General features: G+C 36.6%; 16 protein-coding genes and 1 pseudogene. 14 read left to right on the top strand and 3 right to left on the bottom strand.

Annotation, left to right across the window (positions count from 1 at the left end):
• The 6 genes from V7108_RS22320 to wecB all read left to right on the top strand — a co-directional run bounded on the left by V7108_RS22320 (nt 1) and on the right by wecB (nt 8,972).
• Nucleotides 1-1,848 carry a heparinase II/III domain-containing protein gene (locus V7108_RS22320; RefSeq protein WP_335569483.1) on the top strand — a complete coding sequence of 616 codons (1,848 nt, stop codon included), beginning with the start codon at nt 1-3 and terminating at the stop codon, nt 1,846-1,848.
• Nucleotides 1,849-1,862: 14 nt separating this feature from the next.
• On the top strand, nt 1,863-3,650 hold the full coding sequence (locus V7108_RS22315) for a hypothetical protein (RefSeq protein WP_335569482.1): 1,788 nt from the start codon (nt 1,863-1,865) through the stop codon (nt 3,648-3,650).
• Between the two features lie 400 nt (nt 3,651-4,050).
• Nucleotides 4,051-5,328: a nucleotide sugar dehydrogenase gene (locus V7108_RS22310; RefSeq protein WP_335569481.1), complete on the top strand. Its 1,278-nt coding sequence runs from the start codon at nt 4,051-4,053 to the stop codon at nt 5,326-5,328.
• The gene (locus V7108_RS22305; RefSeq protein ID WP_335569480.1) at nt 5,325-6,128 is read left to right on the top strand and encodes an ABC transporter permease; all 804 of its coding nucleotides are present in this window, start codon (nt 5,325-5,327) and stop codon (nt 6,126-6,128) included. Before V7108_RS22310 ends, V7108_RS22305 begins: the two co-directional genes overlap by 4 nt.
• A 16-nt stretch (nt 6,129-6,144) precedes the next feature.
• Nucleotides 6,145-7,800, top strand: a complete 1,656-nt coding sequence (gene tagH / locus V7108_RS22300; protein ID WP_335569479.1) for a teichoic acids export ABC transporter ATP-binding subunit TagH — start codon at nt 6,145-6,147, stop codon at nt 7,798-7,800.
• Nucleotides 7,801-7,844: 44 nt separating this feature from the next.
• The gene (wecB, locus tag V7108_RS22295; protein ID WP_420489212.1) at nt 7,845-8,972 is read left to right on the top strand and encodes a non-hydrolyzing UDP-N-acetylglucosamine 2-epimerase; all 1,128 of its coding nucleotides are present in this window, start codon (nt 7,845-7,847) and stop codon (nt 8,970-8,972) included.
• Here the strand turns inward: wecB and V7108_RS22290 are convergent.
• Complete coding sequence (locus V7108_RS22290; RefSeq protein WP_335569477.1) at nt 8,950-9,174, bottom strand: hypothetical protein; 225 nt, start codon at nt 9,172-9,174, stop codon at nt 8,950-8,952. The two genes, wecB and V7108_RS22290, sit on opposite strands and share 23 nt — an antisense overlap.
• A 362-nt stretch (nt 9,175-9,536) precedes the next feature.
• Between V7108_RS22290 and V7108_RS22285 the strand changes: the two genes are divergently transcribed.
• From V7108_RS22285 to V7108_RS22275, 3 genes and pseudogenes are all read left to right on the top strand, one after another.
• Nucleotides 9,537-12,164 (top strand): SpoIID/LytB domain-containing protein, encoded by a 2,628-nt coding sequence (locus tag V7108_RS22285; protein WP_335569476.1) that lies wholly within the window; start codon nt 9,537-9,539, stop codon nt 12,162-12,164.
• Nucleotides 12,165-12,499: 335 nt separating this feature from the next.
• Nucleotides 12,500-12,622: pseudogene (locus V7108_RS22280) on the top strand (IS1595 family transposase); the annotation flags it as partial.
• A 224-nt stretch (nt 12,623-12,846) separates the two neighbouring features.
• Nucleotides 12,847-13,116 carry a hypothetical protein gene (locus V7108_RS22275; RefSeq protein ID WP_335569475.1) on the top strand — a complete coding sequence of 90 codons (270 nt, stop codon included), beginning with the start codon at nt 12,847-12,849 and terminating at the stop codon, nt 13,114-13,116.
• A 247-nt stretch (nt 13,117-13,363) separates the two neighbouring features.
• On the opposite strand, the gene tagU is transcribed toward V7108_RS22275, so the two are convergent.
• Nucleotides 13,364-14,305, bottom strand: coding sequence for a polyisoprenyl-teichoic acid--peptidoglycan teichoic acid transferase TagU (gene tagU / locus V7108_RS22270; protein ID WP_335569474.1), 942 nt, complete (start codon nt 14,303-14,305; stop codon nt 13,364-13,366).
• Nucleotides 14,306-14,570: 265 nt separating this feature from the next.
• On the opposite strand from tagU, the gene V7108_RS22265 reads away from it, so the two are divergent.
• Together V7108_RS22265 and V7108_RS22260 are read left to right on the top strand one after the other, a co-directional pair.
• Complete coding sequence (locus tag V7108_RS22265; protein ID WP_335569473.1) at nt 14,571-14,726, top strand: hypothetical protein; 156 nt, start codon at nt 14,571-14,573, stop codon at nt 14,724-14,726.
• 44 nt (nt 14,727-14,770) lie between these two features.
• Complete coding sequence (locus V7108_RS22260) at nt 14,771-14,923, top strand: LytR family transcriptional regulator (RefSeq protein WP_335569472.1); 153 nt, start codon at nt 14,771-14,773, stop codon at nt 14,921-14,923.
• Between the two features lie 49 nt (nt 14,924-14,972).
• Here V7108_RS22260 and V7108_RS22255 read toward each other — a convergent pair whose 3' ends face one another.
• On the bottom strand, nt 14,973-15,770 hold the full coding sequence (locus tag V7108_RS22255; protein ID WP_335569471.1) for an SGNH/GDSL hydrolase family protein: 798 nt from the start codon (nt 15,768-15,770) through the stop codon (nt 14,973-14,975).
• A gap of 294 nt (nt 15,771-16,064) precedes the next feature.
• Here V7108_RS22255 and V7108_RS22250 point away from each other — a divergent pair, with 294 nt between their 5' ends.
• From V7108_RS22250 to V7108_RS22240, 3 genes are all read left to right on the top strand, one after another.
• Nucleotides 16,065-16,811 carry a YveK family protein gene (locus tag V7108_RS22250; protein WP_335569470.1) on the top strand — a complete coding sequence of 249 codons (747 nt, stop codon included), beginning with the start codon at nt 16,065-16,067 and terminating at the stop codon, nt 16,809-16,811.
• Complete coding sequence (locus tag V7108_RS22245) at nt 16,801-17,505, top strand: CpsD/CapB family tyrosine-protein kinase (protein WP_335569469.1); 705 nt, start codon at nt 16,801-16,803, stop codon at nt 17,503-17,505. Before V7108_RS22250 ends, V7108_RS22245 begins: the two co-directional genes overlap by 11 nt.
• Before the next feature lie 102 nt (nt 17,506-17,607).
• Entirely contained in the window at nt 17,608-18,372 is a 765-nt protein-coding gene (locus V7108_RS22240) for a tyrosine-protein phosphatase (RefSeq protein WP_335569468.1), read from the top strand.
• The last annotated feature ends 26 nt before the right edge of the window (nt 18,373-18,398 follow it).

The raw sequence follows: 18,398 nt of genomic DNA, 5'->3' as shown, positions 1-18,398 counted from the left end.
ATGAATTCTCATGTTATTACAGCTGATGATTTACTCGATGTTCACAGTAAGGTGAGCAATCCGAAGAAATTAGAGAGTATCTTTCATGATTATAAAGAGAAGGTATACATGGTCAGTGGAAGATATACACCAGTTCGGCTAGAAGATGATGAGCTTTGGACCTCCGAAGCTCATGATCGCAGCTGGCTGTTTTGGCACCATTGTTTAGTCAGTGTCGCTTATCTTATTGATTCCTATAATGTGAATCATAACAAAGAAAAGTTATACCTTGCCTTTGAAATTGTAGAGAAGTGGTATGATGCGAACTACCCTGAATCACCGTCTGTGATGGGCTGGCATGATCATTCCACCGCATTAAGGCTTCTTCACATTGTTAAGTTGTATTTAGTGTTCATTGAACTAAATGACGAGAAAGTGTTAAGGAAGCTGGAGGAAGTTTCTGAAAAGCATATGGAAAAACTATCGGATCCAGACTTCTATATGCCAAAGCATAATCACGGGCTTGACCAGGACATTTCCTTGTATCTTGCCTCAAGTGTGTTAGGCAATATTCCAAGAAGTCAGAAGTGGAATGAGTTAGCGCTGAGGAGATTCTGGGGTCAGGTTAACAATATTTTTGCACAAGATGGCTCTTACCTGGAGCATTCGCCCCATTATATTTACTTAATGCTCGAGCGATTGATTAATTTTTATAAAATCGTCATGAAGTCAAACGAAAAAGAGGGAGAGAATTTAAAGAAAAGAATTGTTGCGATAACAAAGTTCTTTATTTATTCTCTGCATCCAGATGCGACTTTTCCAACGATCGGTGATTCAGAATCGCAAAGTTTTGATGTGAATAATGAAACATGGAAAAGCCTTCCGGAGGATATATACTCTGTCCTTGCTTCAATAAAGAAGGAAAATGAGCTTGAGATTGAATTGCCGCTGGACACATTCTATCAAGATGGAGGGTATGCGTTCTTCAGAAGTGATTGGAATAATGATGAGTCCACCACTCAATTGACGTTCTACTCTGCCTTTCACTCAAGAGTGCATAAACACCATGATGATCTATCAGTCCTTTTGTATGGACATGGTAAACCGCTTCTAATCGATGCCGGAAAATTCACCTATCAATATGACCGGGCTGAAAGACATTATGTGGTTTCAGCTTACGGCCACAATACGGTTCGCTTAAATAATAGTGAAACGGATATTTCCAGATTGAATATCAATAAGAGTGGAATCCTTAGCTTTTTAAACACGAAAAACATTGGCTATGCTTCAGGTTTCCATACACTGATGGATGGAGCGACACATAGAAGGCTGGTTTTCTACCTTAAACCTGGAGAGACGATTGTGCTAGACTTAATTAAGAGTAGTACAAGCATAGACAGCGAAATCATTTTTAACTTTCATCCAGATTTACGAACCATGAATATGGACGGGAAAATCGTTGGTTTTAATGAAGGGAACCCAGAAATCTATTTAGAAAACTTAATTGGAAAGACCAATTACCAAAAGGTAAGAGGACAAACCGATCCATTACAAGGCTGGTCTTCGAATTTTTATGGTGAATTGCACGCAAATGATATGATTACCATGAAACAAAATGGTTCACTGACAACATTTGCAACCTACATCCATTTAAATGAACAAACTTCGGTAACTGATTTTGCTTGGAAGGATGACGTCATCAGCTTCAAGTGGAAAAGCTTTTCTATTAAGCTGAAATTGACAGATTTCTATGAGATGCTTGAAATTAATGGGAAATTGTTTAAAACACAAAAGGTGTTTAATAAACCAACTTTATTTGAGAGTATAACAAATAATGAGCTGGAATTTTTTAGAGCAAATAATAAGTAAAGGTCTGATTATTTATGCAACTTTTCTTAGCCTATAAGTTTATTAAGGAAATTGATGAGGCCGATTTAGCTGTTCGAAGGAAAAGGGTTGAGGATTATTACTATTCTCCATCTGATGGCCTTAAAGGTGCAGGAGAATTGGAGAGATATGAGTCAAAATTAGAAAATATAGGACTTAACTTTTGGCAATCCTCTATTGAAAAATATTACTTTATTCCCTGGCAGGAAAATGAAGAGTTTGCTTCTTGTTTTACTTATGCTCCAAATGGTTGGGAACAAATAGTTGAACCTTCGAGTGCGACAACTGAAATTCCACTCCTCTTTGCTAGAGAAATAAAGAAAAACCCTGGAATCATAAAAAAAATGACTCCCCCATTAATATTTTCATTTTTAGATAAGGACAAGAAAGAAATCAATATTTTTAATGACAGCTTGGGGATGGCTAAATTATATGAATTACAAACATCAGAAGGAGTAGTTTATTCAAATAAGTTAGCAGCCTTATATCTGTTTATGAATAAAAAAGCTGAAATGGATATCCACGCTTGGAACGTATTTTCAAGTGTTGGATGGTTTATGGGTAACACATCACCTTTAAAAGGTTCTTTTAGAGTAAAGCCTGGCACAATGATAAAGTTAAGGAACGACAGGAATCAGCCGAAATCTGTATCACAATTAGATGGATTACCAACCTGGGTTTCACCAAGAGAATTAAATAAGGATGCTTTTGAATCTGAAGTTCAAAATATAATAGAATCTACTCGCTCCTATTTTAAAATGTTTAATTTCCCTGTTAAATCAATGTTATCAGGTGGCAGAGACTCTAGGGTTTCATCTGCTATTTTATATAAATCCGGAATTGATGCCACATTTAGAACATTAGGTCCGATAACGGGAGAAATCGAAACAGCAAAAGAGCTAATAAGGTTAGCTGGATTATGGGATAAACATGAGATTGATAATCCCGCCGAAGGAGCATCTAAGAGGGAAATAACTGTTTTATTAGAAGAAAGATTAAAATTATTGCATTTTGCTTATGATGGAGATTTTACTCCGATTAAACAAAAAGGAATGATTCATTTAGTTGATTTCTATAAAGTTAAGGGTGTATCTTGTGTGGGTGCAGGCGGGGAAATCGCAACGGGTAATTATTATTCGAATCAGAGGATATATGAGAGTATTTTAGAAAAGGGCGAAGAAGGATCTGAATGGAGACTAAAGAGATATTTAGCGAGTTTAGGGGACACAAAGGAAGGAATATCCGAAGCTGTTGATCAAGAAGTTTCGGCTATATTAGAAGAAGGAAGGCAATTTGGATTACAAGGTCTTAGTCTGATGGATTACTTCTATCTAAAAGAAAGGTTAAGAAGGTGGGCTCCAATTGGTGGTCAATTTAATTCTTTTACTCCTTTTGCCACACCTGGATTTATAAGGCTTTCGTTTGACCTTACTCCTGAGCAGAGAAGAAATTACGAACTCCATAAAATGCTACTAAAATATTTGATGCCAACTTGGGCAGATGTACCATTCTTTAAAGCAGATATTAAAAAACAACAGCGTGATGAAGTGGCTCAGAGTCAAATGAGAATATGGCAAACTCTCGATAAGGAATATGTAGCGGATGTATTAGAGAATAATTCAATTTGGAAAATGTTCTACAGGCCAGAAGAAACATTAGAACTTTGGAGTAATGCAGTTACTGATGGTGTGGTAGGGAGATACGAGGCACTATTTCAACGAATAGTTTGGATTGCGAGCTTCGAAAATCACTTAAATAGCATAAATAAAGTAATTGCTAATTGAACTGCTACCGGGAAACATTGGAAATGAGTTTTGACACCGTCAGCTTTCAATCAGTTGATATTATTAGAACAAATACGAATAACGAACTTAAGTACTATAGAAATCTTAACCAATAAATCATTATTGGAAAATAATTACCAAGGATAAAAAGCAATTTACGTACTATAATTATATTTGTTGCTGGGATACATAATCAGCAAAGCATAGTACGAATTGCTTTCCGTGAGTAAAGAAAAATTTTACTCAGAGGGAAATAATTATTAAAGTAAATTCCTATTTATATTATCGTTCTATTGTGAATGACCATCAGAGAATGTTCAGGAGTCTAGCAAATACCTGTGTTTGTTAGATTCCGTATGTCCATAAATAAAAAAGTATACTTATTAGGGGGAAACTTTACATGAAATTAGTAACGGTTGGATTGGGATATATTGGATTACCAACATCTATTATGTTTGCTAAGCACAACGTAGAAGTTGTCGGTGTCGACGTAAGTCCTAGAGTAATAGATTCATTGAATAATGGAAAGATTCATATTGAAGAGCCAGGTTTACAAGAAGCATTAGAAGAAGTAATTGCAAAAGGTAAGTTCAGAGCTTCATTGACACCGGAAAAAGCAAATGCCTTCATTATTGCAGTTCCAACTCCAAACCATAATGATTTATATAAATCTTGTGATTTAAGCTTTGTAGTAAGTGCGATTAAATCAGTTCTTCCTCATGTCGAAAAAGGAAATGTTATCATCGTAGAATCTACCATTGGACCACGCAGTATGGATGATGTTGTAAAGCCATTAGTAGAAGAGGCTGGATTTGTTGTTGGGGAAGACATCTTCTTAGTACACTGTCCAGAGCGTGTATTACCAGGTCAAATTATGCACGAACTTGTCTACAACAATCGTATTGTCGGCGGTATTACACCTGCATGTACAGAAGCCGGCGCAATGGTATACGGTACGTTTGTTAAAGGTGAACTCATTAAAACAAACGCAAAAACAGCGGAAATGTCTAAGTTAATGGAAAACACATTCAGAGATGTGAACATTGCCCTAGCGAACGAGCTAGCAAAAGTGTGTAACGAGTTAGAAATAAATGCTTTAGATGTTATCAGCATGGCGAACAAGCACCCACGTGTAAACTTGCATACTCCTGGACCAGGTGTAGGCGGACACTGTCTGGCGGTTGACCCATACTTTATCGTAGCAAAAGCACCGGAAACAGCTCAGTTAATTAACCTAGGACGTACGATTAATACTTCTATGCCTGCGTATGTAGTAGAAAACGTAAACAAGTTAATGGAAAATGTTGACGGTAAAGTGGTAACAGTATTTGGTTTAACATACAAAGGAAACGTGGATGACATTCGTGAAAGTCCAGCAATGGAAATCTTAGAAATGCTTCAACACGAAAACAAATACGAAATCAGAGCATTCGATCCACACGTTCAATTAGACTGGGTCATCTCTGATATGGAACAAGCTGTTGCTGGTTCTGACTTAGTTCTAGTATTATCTGACCATAATGAATTTAAAGTATTAGATGGACAAGAGTTGGCTAAGATGAACACGAAGCGTATTTTTGGTACGAAAAATGTTGTAAATGCTGTAGCAGACGATGTTGAATATCTAAACTACGGTAATCTTTATGAATCTCTTAAAAAGGAAGCTAGCCTTGTATGAACCTTGTTTGGCAAGTCCTGAAAGAGCAAATCTTTCATCTTAACCTGATCTTTCGATTAAGCTTTTATGAAGTGAAGGGCAAATACAACATGCACTATTTAGGTGTATTTTGGCAAATATTAAATCCAGTTGTTCAAATCGCGATTTACTGGTTTGTCTTTGGATTAGGAATCAGAGGGGGAGCTCCTGTAGGGGGTACCCCATTTTTCCTATGGTTACTAGCAGGTATTGTTCCGTGGCTGTTTATTAATCCGACGGTCACCCAAGCTTCAAACAGTGTACACACCAAAATCAGTCTGGTAGCAAAGATGAAATTTCCTGTTAGTATCCTACCTTCCATCAGAATTGTCGGGAATTCCTTTTCCTTTATCCTAATGCTAATCATTACGATTATTATCCTGGCACTTAACGGAAAATTTTCAGGCACTTATTTACTTCAGCTGCCTTATTTTTTGTTATGCCTATATGTTCTATTATTTGGATTAACGTTATTGTTCTCCACCCTTACCACCATTATCCGCGATATCGCAAACATGGTTCAATCCACGATGCGGGTCATGATGTATATGCTACCAATACTGTGGAATGTCGATAGACTGCCAGAAATCTTCGTCACGATTCTGAAACTGAATCCGTTTTTCTATTTGATTGAAGGTTTTAGAAAGGCCTTAATCGGCGGCAGCTGGTTTTACGAGGATCTACCATATATGATTTATTTCTGGTTATTCACGATCTTGATTTTGGTCATCGGCTCGAGTGTGCATGTGAAATTCCGTCATAAGTTCGTTGACTATATTTAATTGGAGGCTTTAAAAAATGAGGCCGAAAATAATCTTTAAAAACGTTTCAAAAAGCTATAACCTATATAAAAAACAAGCCGATAAATTATTGGAAGTTGTCTCGTTAAAGAACGATAAAAACAGCTTTCGGGCGTTGAAAGATGTATCTTTCAGGATTAATGAAGGGGAAGCCATTGGAATTGTCGGTCTTAATGGGTCTGGAAAATCTACACTTTCCAATTTATTAGCACAAGTGATTCCACCTAGCTCGGGTTCCATTGAGATTAATGGCGAGACCTCTTTGATTGCGATTTCGGCCGGATTAAACAGTCAATTATCTGGACTAGAAAATATTGAACTCAAATGCTTAATGCATGGACTTAAAAAAGAAGAGATTCAGGAATTGAAATCAGAGATCATTGAATTTGCGGAACTTGGAAATTTTATTGACCAACCAGTGAAAAATTATTCTAGTGGGATGAAATCTAAATTAGGATTTGCGATTTCCGTTCATACCAATCCGGATATTTTAATTATCGATGAGGCTCTTTCTGTCGGAGACCAAACCTTCTATGAAAAATGTCTGAAAAAAATTAATGAATTTAAAGCCCAAGGGAAGACGATTATCTTTATCAGTCACGCGCTAGGGCAAATTAAAAATTTATGTGACCGCGTGATGTGGATTCACTTTGGTAAGCTTGAACAGTTTGGAGATACAAAAACAGTTGTTCAGGAGTATACCGAGTTTATCGATTGGTTTAATTCTCTAACGGAAAAAGAGAAAAAGGAATATAAGAAGCAGATGTTAGAAAGCCAGTACAAAGGGGATAGCAATCCAATTGAGATTAATCCATTTGGACGGCAGGCTTATCGTCAAAAGAAAACACCAGTGAAGAAAAAGAGTAATGCCCTATTTCTTTTGCAGTGCATTGTGTTGTTCCTGGCTGTCGTAGTAAGTGCAACCTTCATGTTTGGTGCGAATCCCGTGAAGAGCATCGGAAGCTATATTAGCGATAATTTTTCAAAGAACCCATCGCAGTCAGATAAAGAAAAAGTAGACAAGAAAGATCAAGAAGTGGCTCAGCAAAATACAGCTGAAATGGTGAATAAGCCTGGATTAGTTTCAGCTGGAACGGTGGTTCTTTATCGTGATCAGAAGTTACGTTCAACGGCGGGAGAATTAGCTTTCGCCGATCAGATTCAAGTGTTAGAAAAGATTGGGGAAACCTATAAGGTCCAAGCAGAAAATAATCGTGTGGGATATACAAATGCTGAAAATATAACGTTATTAGAAGCGGATCTACCTGTTGCAAAGAGCAGCATAACCAATTTTCTTCCGTTATTCCCTGAACGATTTTCGAATGCGTATTCCTATTTCCTCACTTTCCTAAATTCGGATTCTGATGAAGTGATTTCAACCCTTAATGGTTTAACCAATGAAGAGACTTTGAGTAACGGAAAGAAAACGTTATCCTACTCTGTTTACGACGCACTGTACACCATTAACAAAGAAGATATTGCTGAATCCATCACGATTAATAATATTGATACAAATGCTGAAGAATGGGAAATGCTAAAAGAAAGTGCATCCTTCACTTCCAATGATGAGCAATATTTTTACTATGTAACGAAACCATTTAAAATCGTCATAGATACAGTGAATAAACGGGCCACTGTGAGAGAAAATGAATGAAATCAAAAAAAGAGGGATATAAATTGAATCAAAAAATTAAAGTAATGACAGTTTTTGGGACGAGGCCAGAAGCCATCAAAATGGCGCCGCTCGTAAAAGAATTAGAAAAAAATCATGAAAACATCCAATCGATTGTGACTGTAACGGCCCAGCACCGTCAAATGCTGGACCAAGTATTATCCATTTTTGAGATTAAACCGGATTATGATTTAAATATCATGAAGGACCGCCAGACATTGGTAGATGTTACCACTCGTGCACTGGAAGGATTAAATCAAGTGATGCAGGAAGCAAAGCCGGACATTGTTCTTGTTCATGGTGATACAACCACGACGTTCGTAGCAAGTTTGGCTGCTTTCTACAATTCCATTCCAATTGGACATGTCGAGGCTGGGTTGAGAACCTGGAATAAATTCTCTCCATACCCAGAAGAAATGAATCGACAATTAACAGGAGTAATGGCAGACCTGCACTTTTCGCCGACAAGTATGTCGAAACAGAATTTATTGCAAGAGAATAAACAGGAAGAAACGATCTTTGTTACGGGCAATACCGCAATTGACGCGTTAAAGACAACTGTAAAAGCTGACTATACCCATCCTGTCCTTGAAAAATTAGGTAATGACCGTTTGATTTTAATGACGGCACATCGAAGAGAAAACCTAGGAGAGCCGATGGAGAACATGTTCCGTGCAATCTCAAGATTGGTGGAAAAGCATGAGGATGTTCAAGTAGTATATCCTGTACATATGAATCCTGTTGTGAGACAAATTGCCGACAGAATACTTGGCGATAATGACCGAATCCATTTAATAGAGCCGCTGGATGTAATTGATTTCCATAACTTTGCGTCTAAAGCCTATTTAATTCTAACGGATTCAGGCGGTGTTCAAGAGGAAGCTCCATCACTGGGAGTGCCTGTTTTGGTGCTAAGAGATACAACAGAGAGACCAGAAGGCGTTAAGGCTGGAACGCTTAAGCTTGCTGGTACAGATGAAGAAGTGATTTTTGGATTAGCTGATGAGCTGTTAAGCTGCCAAGAAGCCCATGATCAGATGGCGAAAGCGTCTAATCCATATGGAGATGGTCAAGCTTCTAAAAGGATTATCGAAGCGATTCTCTACTATAAAAATGTTACTCAAACTCGACCTAGTGATTTAGGTGAGGTTTAACAATTAAGGTCTGTTTGGTTATCCAAACAGGCCTTTTTAATTGCACTAAATTGGCCGCTATATTCGTAATTTTTTTGTCCCCTTTTCGGTCGTTGTTCGAATAATACGCTATCATATCCGCATTTAACCAGTTTGACATCCTAAAGTTGGGATCCGTTGGTTCAGGAACAATTTTTAATACACTGCGATTTTCACTACTCAATCCGTATCTCCTAATTTTCCAAAGGTTAATTTATGGTCTACTTCATTTTATATTTATGATCTGTGACAGATATCAGAACCCGCTACGGTTATTGCCCGGTTTTTCTTATTTCTCATAAGTAAAAAAGCACCATTATTTTAGGGTGCATTCAGTCATGTTTGGTGAATCCGAAAGTATATGTGTCTGAATCAAGGGTGATGTATTAACTATCTCTAGGGAAAAACTTCTATAAAGCATGAAATAACTTCATTTATCGACTAAGATTATACTAGTTTAGTTGCCAAATTATGCAGGTCTCTGTCTTTTTTTGTAATATTAGACTAATATATTAATAGGGTAAAAGATTTAGAGAGGAGTTACAAATGAAGAAACTGACAAGTATTTTTTTAATCGGAATTCTTCTCCTTGGTCTAATGCCAATGAGAATGGAAGCCGAAGATAGTATGACAGAACCAGAGCTACATGTAAAACTAGTAAACTATTTAGGGAACCAGACAAGTATTTCCTTAAGGGTTTCCGGAAGTTTTTCTCTAGATGGAACATTGACACAACTATCTAGTACCAAAACTTACACAGTAAAGGCAGAGCAGTCAAAGATAAGCCTTTATGAAGGAAGCAAGAAACTTATTACGGAAGCAGATATAGCGATTACACCTAATAGTGATCAAAATAGTGCCTTTATCAATGGCCGTGAATATTACGGAAGTTTTAATTTTATAGTTGAAAGTGGGCAATACGTACGACCGATAAACAACGTTTATTTAGAGGATTATTTAAAGTCTGTGGTGCCTGTTGAAATGTATGCCTCTTGGGATAGAGAAGCGTTGAAGGTTCAGGCTGTTGCAGCGAGAACCTATGCCTATTACCGATTAGGTAAGGTCATTAATGATACGACATCCTATCAAGTGTATGGCGGAGCGGATACGTTACATCCTAATTCGACAGCAGCCGTGGAAGAAACGACTGGCGAAATTGTAACGTATAATGGACGTGCAATTGATGCTTTATTTTCTTCTTCAAATGGGGGAATGTCCGAGAGTAATCATAACGAATTCGGAAGTCCACCACTACCTTATTTTCCGATCCAAAGAGATGATTATGATAAAAAAGTTGCATGGGATGTTAGTATCCAGAAGCAGCAAGTAAATTTATCAGGATTAGATCTGAAAAATCCTAATTTATGGTGGAATAGTACGAATGAAAAGGATGGAAGCTTCACATCCAAAATCAAATCATGGCTTAACCAGAATGGTTATAGTCAGAAGCAAATTAAGATAGTTTCAATCTCAGAGCTATCATTCTATAATAAAACCGAAAGCGGTCGTGTATCAAGAGGGGATTTAGAATTTCAATTTCTAGTGAAGGATCAGTTTGATTCAACTGGAAAACTCGAGCTTCAACATGGAACCATAAACAATGTGATTGCGGATAGGATCCGTTCTTACATTGGGATGAGTATTATGAAGAGCACGTTAATTACGGAAGCGAACGAAACAAGTACTTCCTTTTCGTTTGCTGGCTTAGGCTACGGCCATGGAGTTGGGTTGAGTCAGCATGGAGCGAATAATCGAGCAAATGCTGGGCATAAATACCAGGATATTCTATCTTTCTATTATCCTGGTACAATACTAGTCAAGCAATATGAACAGAAAGAAGTGTCAGCGTCTTATTCACCTGTTAAGGTCCAATTAAATGGGAATGATTTTGCCAAGGGAGGATATTTCCACAACGGTTCCACATATATTAATTGGAATTCTTTAAAGACGCTGAAAATCGGATACACCTATCAAGGAAGTGGACTATTTATTATAGAGGGTCGTCCTGTAGAAGCGAAAGCAATTAATGGAGACTGGTACATCGAATGGAGATTACTATCACCAAGAATAACAGCTGAAAATATTATAGGCGGATATAACTTTAACTACACAACTTCTATTAAAATCCAGCTTAATGGTGTTGACTTTGCTAAGGGCGGACACTTCCTGAATGGGACAACCTATGTCAATTGGAATGCCCTAAAGACGCTGAAAATCCCATACACCTATAAAGGAAGCGGAGTATTTGTTATTGAGGGCCGTTCTGTTCGGGCAAATGCAATTAATGGAGATTGGTATATTGAGTGGAACTTACTGGCACCGGAGAAGATGACGTTGGAAGTAATAGAAGGCGGATATAACTTTATCTATACTTCTTCTATTAAAATCCAGCTTAATGGTTCTGACTTTGCCAAGGGCGGACACTTCCTGAACAATACAATCTTTGTAAATTGGAATGTTATAAAGACATTGAACATTCCATATTCGTATAAAGGTAGTGGAGTATTTGTTATTGAGGGTCGTACCGTCAAGGCAGATGCCATTAACGGAGAATGGCATATTCCGTGGAACTTGCTTTCGCCTGGAAACATCACATCGAAGACAATTGATGGTGGATACAATCTAATTTATTCCACTCCAATCAAGGTCCAGCTCAACGGGGCTAACTTTGCCGACGGAGGATATTTCCATAATGGTACAACCTATATAAAATGGAATGCTATTAGAACATTAAAGATTCCATACACGTACAAAGGCAGTGGAAGTGGGGTATTTATTATTGAGGGCCGGACTATCAAGGCAGAGGCGATTAATGGCGACTGGTATATTCCATGGAACTTGCTATCACCTGGGAACATCACGTCGAAGACAATTGATGGTGGATATAACTTTATCTATACTACTCCTATTAAAATTCAGCTCAATGGAGTTGATTTTGATAGGGGAGGATACTTACGAAATAATACACCATATATTAATTGGAATGCGCTAAAGGATTTAAACATTCCATACACGTACAAAGGCAGTGGAAGTGGAGTATTTATTATTGAGGGCCGAACTATTAAGGCAGAGGCGATTAATGGAGATTGGTATATCCAGTGGAATTTGCTTTCACCAGAGAATATTACATTCAACGAGATTACAGGTGGATATAATTTCAACTACAAATCATAAAATATTGGTGTCACTCCCCGATTTAAAAGGTAGCGATCTCGAAGCTTCGTAATCAAGATCTAACTGATGTTATTGAACAACTATAAGCTGAGGGACGAGAAAAGGAAATCCAAAAGCCCTTCAAGGTTATAAAGAAAAGAATCCAGTGATACCAAAAAATTTGAAGAATCATCCGAGATTGTTTTTTTATCAAACCCGTTAATAACTTCAAAGCAAGCCAAAAATATACACCTAGAGGATATAAAAAATCATAGTGTAATAGTTTAGAGACTACTTTTAGTCTCTATTTTTTTTCTCATAAGTAAAAAAAGAATATGGTGTCAGGTACCATCCAATGTACAGAGACGGCAACTAATTATAGGAAGTTTGCAAAATTAAAGGAGTTACAGCACGAAAAATTAATTGAACGCCAAAAAGTATTTGATGAAAGAGTCAAGTGCTTGCTTATGCATGTCCAAATTCAGATTACATTATAGTAGAAAAGTTAAGATGAAATATATATTTTTTATGCTGCACACTAAGTTGATTGGTGCTGAAATAACCTGTAAATCTAATTTAAACAAAATATTAAATACTATCTTCGACAAAAATATTATTGGTGAACTCCCAAAATCTAACAAATTAATTATTGACTTTGTGAAAAAATAGAGGTATCAAACAAAGTACAAAGGGGTTGTGGATTATGTTATATGTTAGTGATCCTTTATGTTTTAAAGAGTCTATGTTAATTTCTTTGGAAGCGCTTTCGGGTTATGGTTTTTTAAGAGGGTTTATTGAGTCTATTCCGAGCACTAATACGAAAGTAAGTATAGAAACAACAAAGGAGATAGAAGACCAAGTAAAAAGTTGTATTAAAGAATTTAAAGGGACCAAAACATATTTTTGGCTTAGGGAGGATTTTAAAAATATCCTTTATGACATTGAGATTCAGGCGATGGATAAAATTTCCTGATAATTATCAATTCATAATAAATGTATGATTATGGTAATAAAAATAATAGGCTCTATATATCGATCGAGTTTACTATTTTTTTAGTTGTAAATAATTATGAATATAAAGATACTCAAGTATTCACCTTAATATAGATGATACCACAGTCTAACTTACCTTAATTAATGCACGACTAATGGGTACTTAGCAAACTATGTAAAAAGTGAAAGAGCCTGGAACCAGGCTCTTTCACTTTTAAAAACTCGTATTAGTTTTGTGCTGTTGTAGTATCTAGTTCTAATTGTGCTTTCAACTCAGTTTGAACTCTTAGCTTCTCATCTTGTGGAATTTGCAGATAATAAATTCCATCAATTTTTGTGCCCGTACCCTTGATTTCCATCTGTTCGACATTAGTACCAACAGACTTGTAGTTCTTCTGGATATCGACCATTTGTTCAAACGTTAGGTTCGTTTTAATATTGGTTCCGATTGCGTTAAAGATTTCCGGGAAGTTGGTTAAACTAGAAAGGCTTGCCCCTTCTTTAATAACGGCCTGGATAACTTGGCGCTGTCTTGTGTTACGACCGAAATCTCCATTAGGATCTTGCTTACGCATTCTAACGTATGGTAAGGCTTCCTCACCAGTTAAGGTAATTTCGCCAACAGGGAAATGGACCTTATCTTGAGTAAATTCAAGATTGTTCGTAACGGTAACACCACCTACTGCATCCACAATATCCTTAAACCCTTCCATATTTACCTTCATATAATAATCAATCGGGATATCAAGGAAGTTTTCGACGGTATCCATTGCCATTTCGACACCGCCAAATGCGTGGGCATGGTTGATTTTATCATCAAATCCTTTACCAATGATCTCTGTGCGTGTATCACGTGGAATACTCAACATTTTTGCAGAGTTAGTGTTCGGGTTAACAGTCAGGACAATAATCGTATCAGTCCGTCCTTTATCACCCTTTGAATCAATTCCAAGCAATAACACAGAGAACGGATCCTTTTCTACCAACTCAACAGGTTTTGGACGTTTTTCTGATTGCTTGCGTTCGATTGGCTCGTGCATTGTATTGACAGCCGTTTTCAATGAATTATATACAGTATAAGCATAAGCACCTGCTCCAATAATGAGAACAAGAAAGATAATACCAGTGATTTTTAACCATTTTTTACTCTTTTTATTTTTTGATCTCATATATTTTCCTCCGAAAAATTTACAAATTTTGACCACAACAGATAGAATACCAAAAAAATAGGAAAATAGATAGGTGTAACATGTGGATAAATAATGGAATTATGGGAATTTAATAGGGAGGAATATGTAGATTTGGTAAAATAACCTACAAAATTTCTGAAATTACACTAAATTCCCACAAAATCAGACTGGAAATGTATTTACATTTAACTAGTAATTTATTAAAATACTTAATTAGAGAGAAAAACTAAGGAGGAAAGTCAAGGTGACACCTAACGTAAAGAGCGAGAGCTCGAAACAAGCTGATTTTTCAAGGCTATTGAAAAAAGCCTATGAAAAGGGCTTGAATGAAAATGAATTAACACTTGAAAAGATTATTGAAGATTTGAAGGCTGATTTGAAGAATATGATGATCAATTAATCATTAACAATTATATAGAATATTTTATCAAGGACGGTGGCGTCATGATCGCTTTTGACCAGTTGCCAAAATCGATAAAGAAATCACTGCGCTATATCAATCAAGATGTAAAATCGATTGAGAAATTAGAGCTGCTTGAGAAAGCACTGGTGCTTTCTATCAAGAAACGTAAGCTTCAATTGAAAAATGAGGCCTGATATAATAAATAAAGAAGGTTAGATATCTAGCCTTCTTTATTTATATTTATTATTTATTTACAAAATATTCAACAAGAAACTGTGCCCAGACCTGGTAGCCGAGTTCATTGGGACCACTTTTTCCGTTTAAATAATTGTTTAATTCTGGATCATTACTAGCTGGCCATTGAGTCCAGTGATCAAGAAATGTTAGTTGGTTTTCAAAAGCATATGCTTTCAATGCGGTGACTTGCTTTGGATAGTGTTTGGCTTTATATAATGGATAAGAAGGCTGTAGGATGATAGTTGTCTCCGGGTTTTTCGCTTTGACCGTTTCAATCATCTTCGTAAGGTTATTAAGTGTATTTCCAATTGATACTTTTCCATTATCGTTTAACAAAAACGGTTCAATAACAATTAGCTGTGCTTTTTCAGCAGCAACCTCAAGCTGCTTACCTTGGTCAACAATCTCCTTGGAGGTCAAGTCGTATGAAAAAGTGCTGGTAATGACATGTTCACTGCTGAAACTATCCGATAGGCTCTGTGTGACTTGTTTCTCCCATTGATTTACAGCTGAGCCCACAAAGAGAATCTTAAAAGGCTTTTTATTTTCTATAGCTTGTTTTAATGACTGTTTTGCTGTTTCTGGCCAATTCGCAGCCAACATTATGTACTTATCAATGTTGACATCATTCGACTGCTCTTCTAGTACATTCGACTCGTTTTCTGCTGATACTGACTCTTGGTCTAATGTTGTTGTAGGTATATCATCTGCCCTTGCTGTTGTTTGCTGATTCCAATGAATATGACTATAGGCAAGGATACCTATACATATGAATGCCCATAGGGCTGTTAGAAGATACTTCATTAAGCGCCACCTCTATAATTTAATTCTTCCTGTTATTATAGCAAAATCCATTAAAAGAAAATTATTCCATTACAATAAATCAACATTATTTTACAAGAATCCTTGATAGAATTGTTAAGTGATTTACAAATTCCTACAATTTACTACTAAATCCATTAGACAAATTACATTAAAAAACATGATATACTTAAAAAATAAAACAATATTAAACATTCTTCATAAAACGACAAATAACGACTGCAACACATGGTATAATACTTTTGTTTTATAAGAAGAAAGTACTAGGAGGACCAAATGGAAGAAACAATAAATTTAAAAGAATTATTATCAACATTAAAAAAACGTCTAGTTATGATTATACTCATTGCGATAACGGCAGCATTAGTATCAGGAGTTATTAGTTATTTTTACCTTACACCGATCTACCAAGCTTCTACTCAACTTCTAATTAACCAAAAGAGAGAGAATCAAACCGTTAATTCTGGGGATATCCAAGTTCAAGCAAATGTACAGTTAATTAACACCTACAATGTAATTATTAAAAGCCCGGCAATATTAGATAAAGTTGCATTAAAGCTAGGTTCAGATATTACATCTGGTCAATTAAATGGGGCCATCACAGTTGGTCAAGAAGCAAACTCTCAGGTTGTAAGGATTTCCGTAAGGGATACGAGTGCTAAACGAGCAGCAGAAATTGCCAATACAACGGCTGAGGTGTTTCAAACCGAAATTGTAAAGATAATGAATGTAGATAACGTGAATATTCTTGCTAAGGCAGTAGAAAACAATTATCCGGTTGAACCAAATCCAATCCGAAACATTGCCATTGCCCTGGTAATAGGTTTGTTACTTGGGGTAGGCCTTGCATTCTTACTAGATTATTTTGATAACACGATTAAAAGCGAAGTAGATATTGAAAAAGAGTTAGGGTTACCTGTTCTAGGTGTCATAGCAACAATTGATGAAATAAAATTGGAAGAAATGAAGGAACGAAGGGCAGCGCGGAAATCAACGGCTAGGAGTGAAAACATTGGGATTTAAGAAAAATAAGAAAAAAATCAGTGCAGATAATAGTAGAAAATTAGTGACAAGTTTTGACACTAAATCTCCCATTTCAGAACAATATCGGACAATCCGAACGAATATACAATACTCATCTGTCGACACTGAACTAAAAGCCATTATGGTCACCTCTTCAGGACCTGGGGAAGGAAAATCAACAACGATAGCAAACCTGGCAGTAGTATTTGCTCAGCAAGGGAAAAAGGTATTGGTTGTGGATGCAGACCTTCGTAGACCAACTGTTCATTATACCTTTAGTCGGAACAATCTCCATGGTTTCACAACAGTACTGACGAAACAAACTACCTTAGCCAAGGCAGTCGAGGAAACCGATGAAGAAAACTTATATATTTTAACGAGTGGACCAATACCTCCCAATCCAGCAGAGCTATTAAGTTCTAAATCAATGGAACATTTTATTGAAGAGGCGAAAAATGAATTTGATTTAGTTCTATTCGACACTCCACCGTTACTGGCTGTAGCTGATCCGCAAATACTTGCTAATCAATGCGATGCTTCAATTTTGGTGGTCTTCAGTGGTAAAACCGAAATTGATTTAGCGAAAAAAAGCAAGGAATTACTAGAAAATGCACAAAGCAAGTTGCTAGGGGTTGTCCTTAATCATCAGGAAGTTGCGAAAGATAGTTATTATTATTACTACGGTAGTAGATAATGATTATTCGACAAAATACCACCCTTTACCTACATCGTCAGACAATGATACTATTATAAAAGATATAGAAATTTACACTTTACTGGAAGTGAGGGTGGTACAATGGTCGATATACATAGTCATATATTACCGGGTGTTGATGATGGAGCGCAGGATATTGCTGAAAGTATTAAAATGGCGAAAGCTGCTGTAGAGCAAGGCATACACACGATTGTGGCCACCCCCCACCATTTGAATAATCGGTATGAAAATCATAAAAAGACTATCATAGATAGAGTTGCAGAATTGAATCTGATATTTGAACAAGAGCAAATAGACCTACAAGTCTTTCCTGGGCAAGAAACACGTATCTACGGAGAGTTACTTGAAGGATATGAACTAGGTGAGATTCTACCAATTAATCAAACTCAATATGTTTTAATAGAGTTTTCATCGAATCATGTACCCCAATATACAGAAAAGTTATTTTACGAAATGCAGGTTCGTGGCCTTATTCCAATTATCGTCCATCCAGAACGGAACCAACAACTAATTGAACAACCGGATGTCCTCTATAAACTTGTGAAAAATGGAGCATTATCACAAATTACCGCTGCGAGCGTACATGGTGCATTTGGAAAAAAAATTAAAAAATTTTCTCAGCAATTAATAGAGGCGAATCTTACTCACTTTATTGCCTCTGATGCCCATAATACAACGAGTCGTTCTTTTAGAATGAGAGAGGCATACGGTATGATTCAAGCAAAGTACGGGTCGGAAATGGTTTATTTGTTTAAAGAAAATGCTGCACTTGCCATTGAGGGCAAGTATGTTTATAAAGAGCCACCTGAAAGAATAAAGAAGAAAAAAATATTTAATTTATTTTAGTAATTCTGTTACCGAAAAAGTCAGAA

It is taken from the genome of Neobacillus vireti (genome assembly GCF_036962345.1).
In the GTDB taxonomy this organism is placed as follows: domain Bacteria; phylum Bacillota; class Bacilli; order Bacillales; family Cytobacillaceae; genus Neobacillus; species Neobacillus vireti_A.
This window is presented reverse-complemented; position numbering and strand designations above follow the sequence as displayed.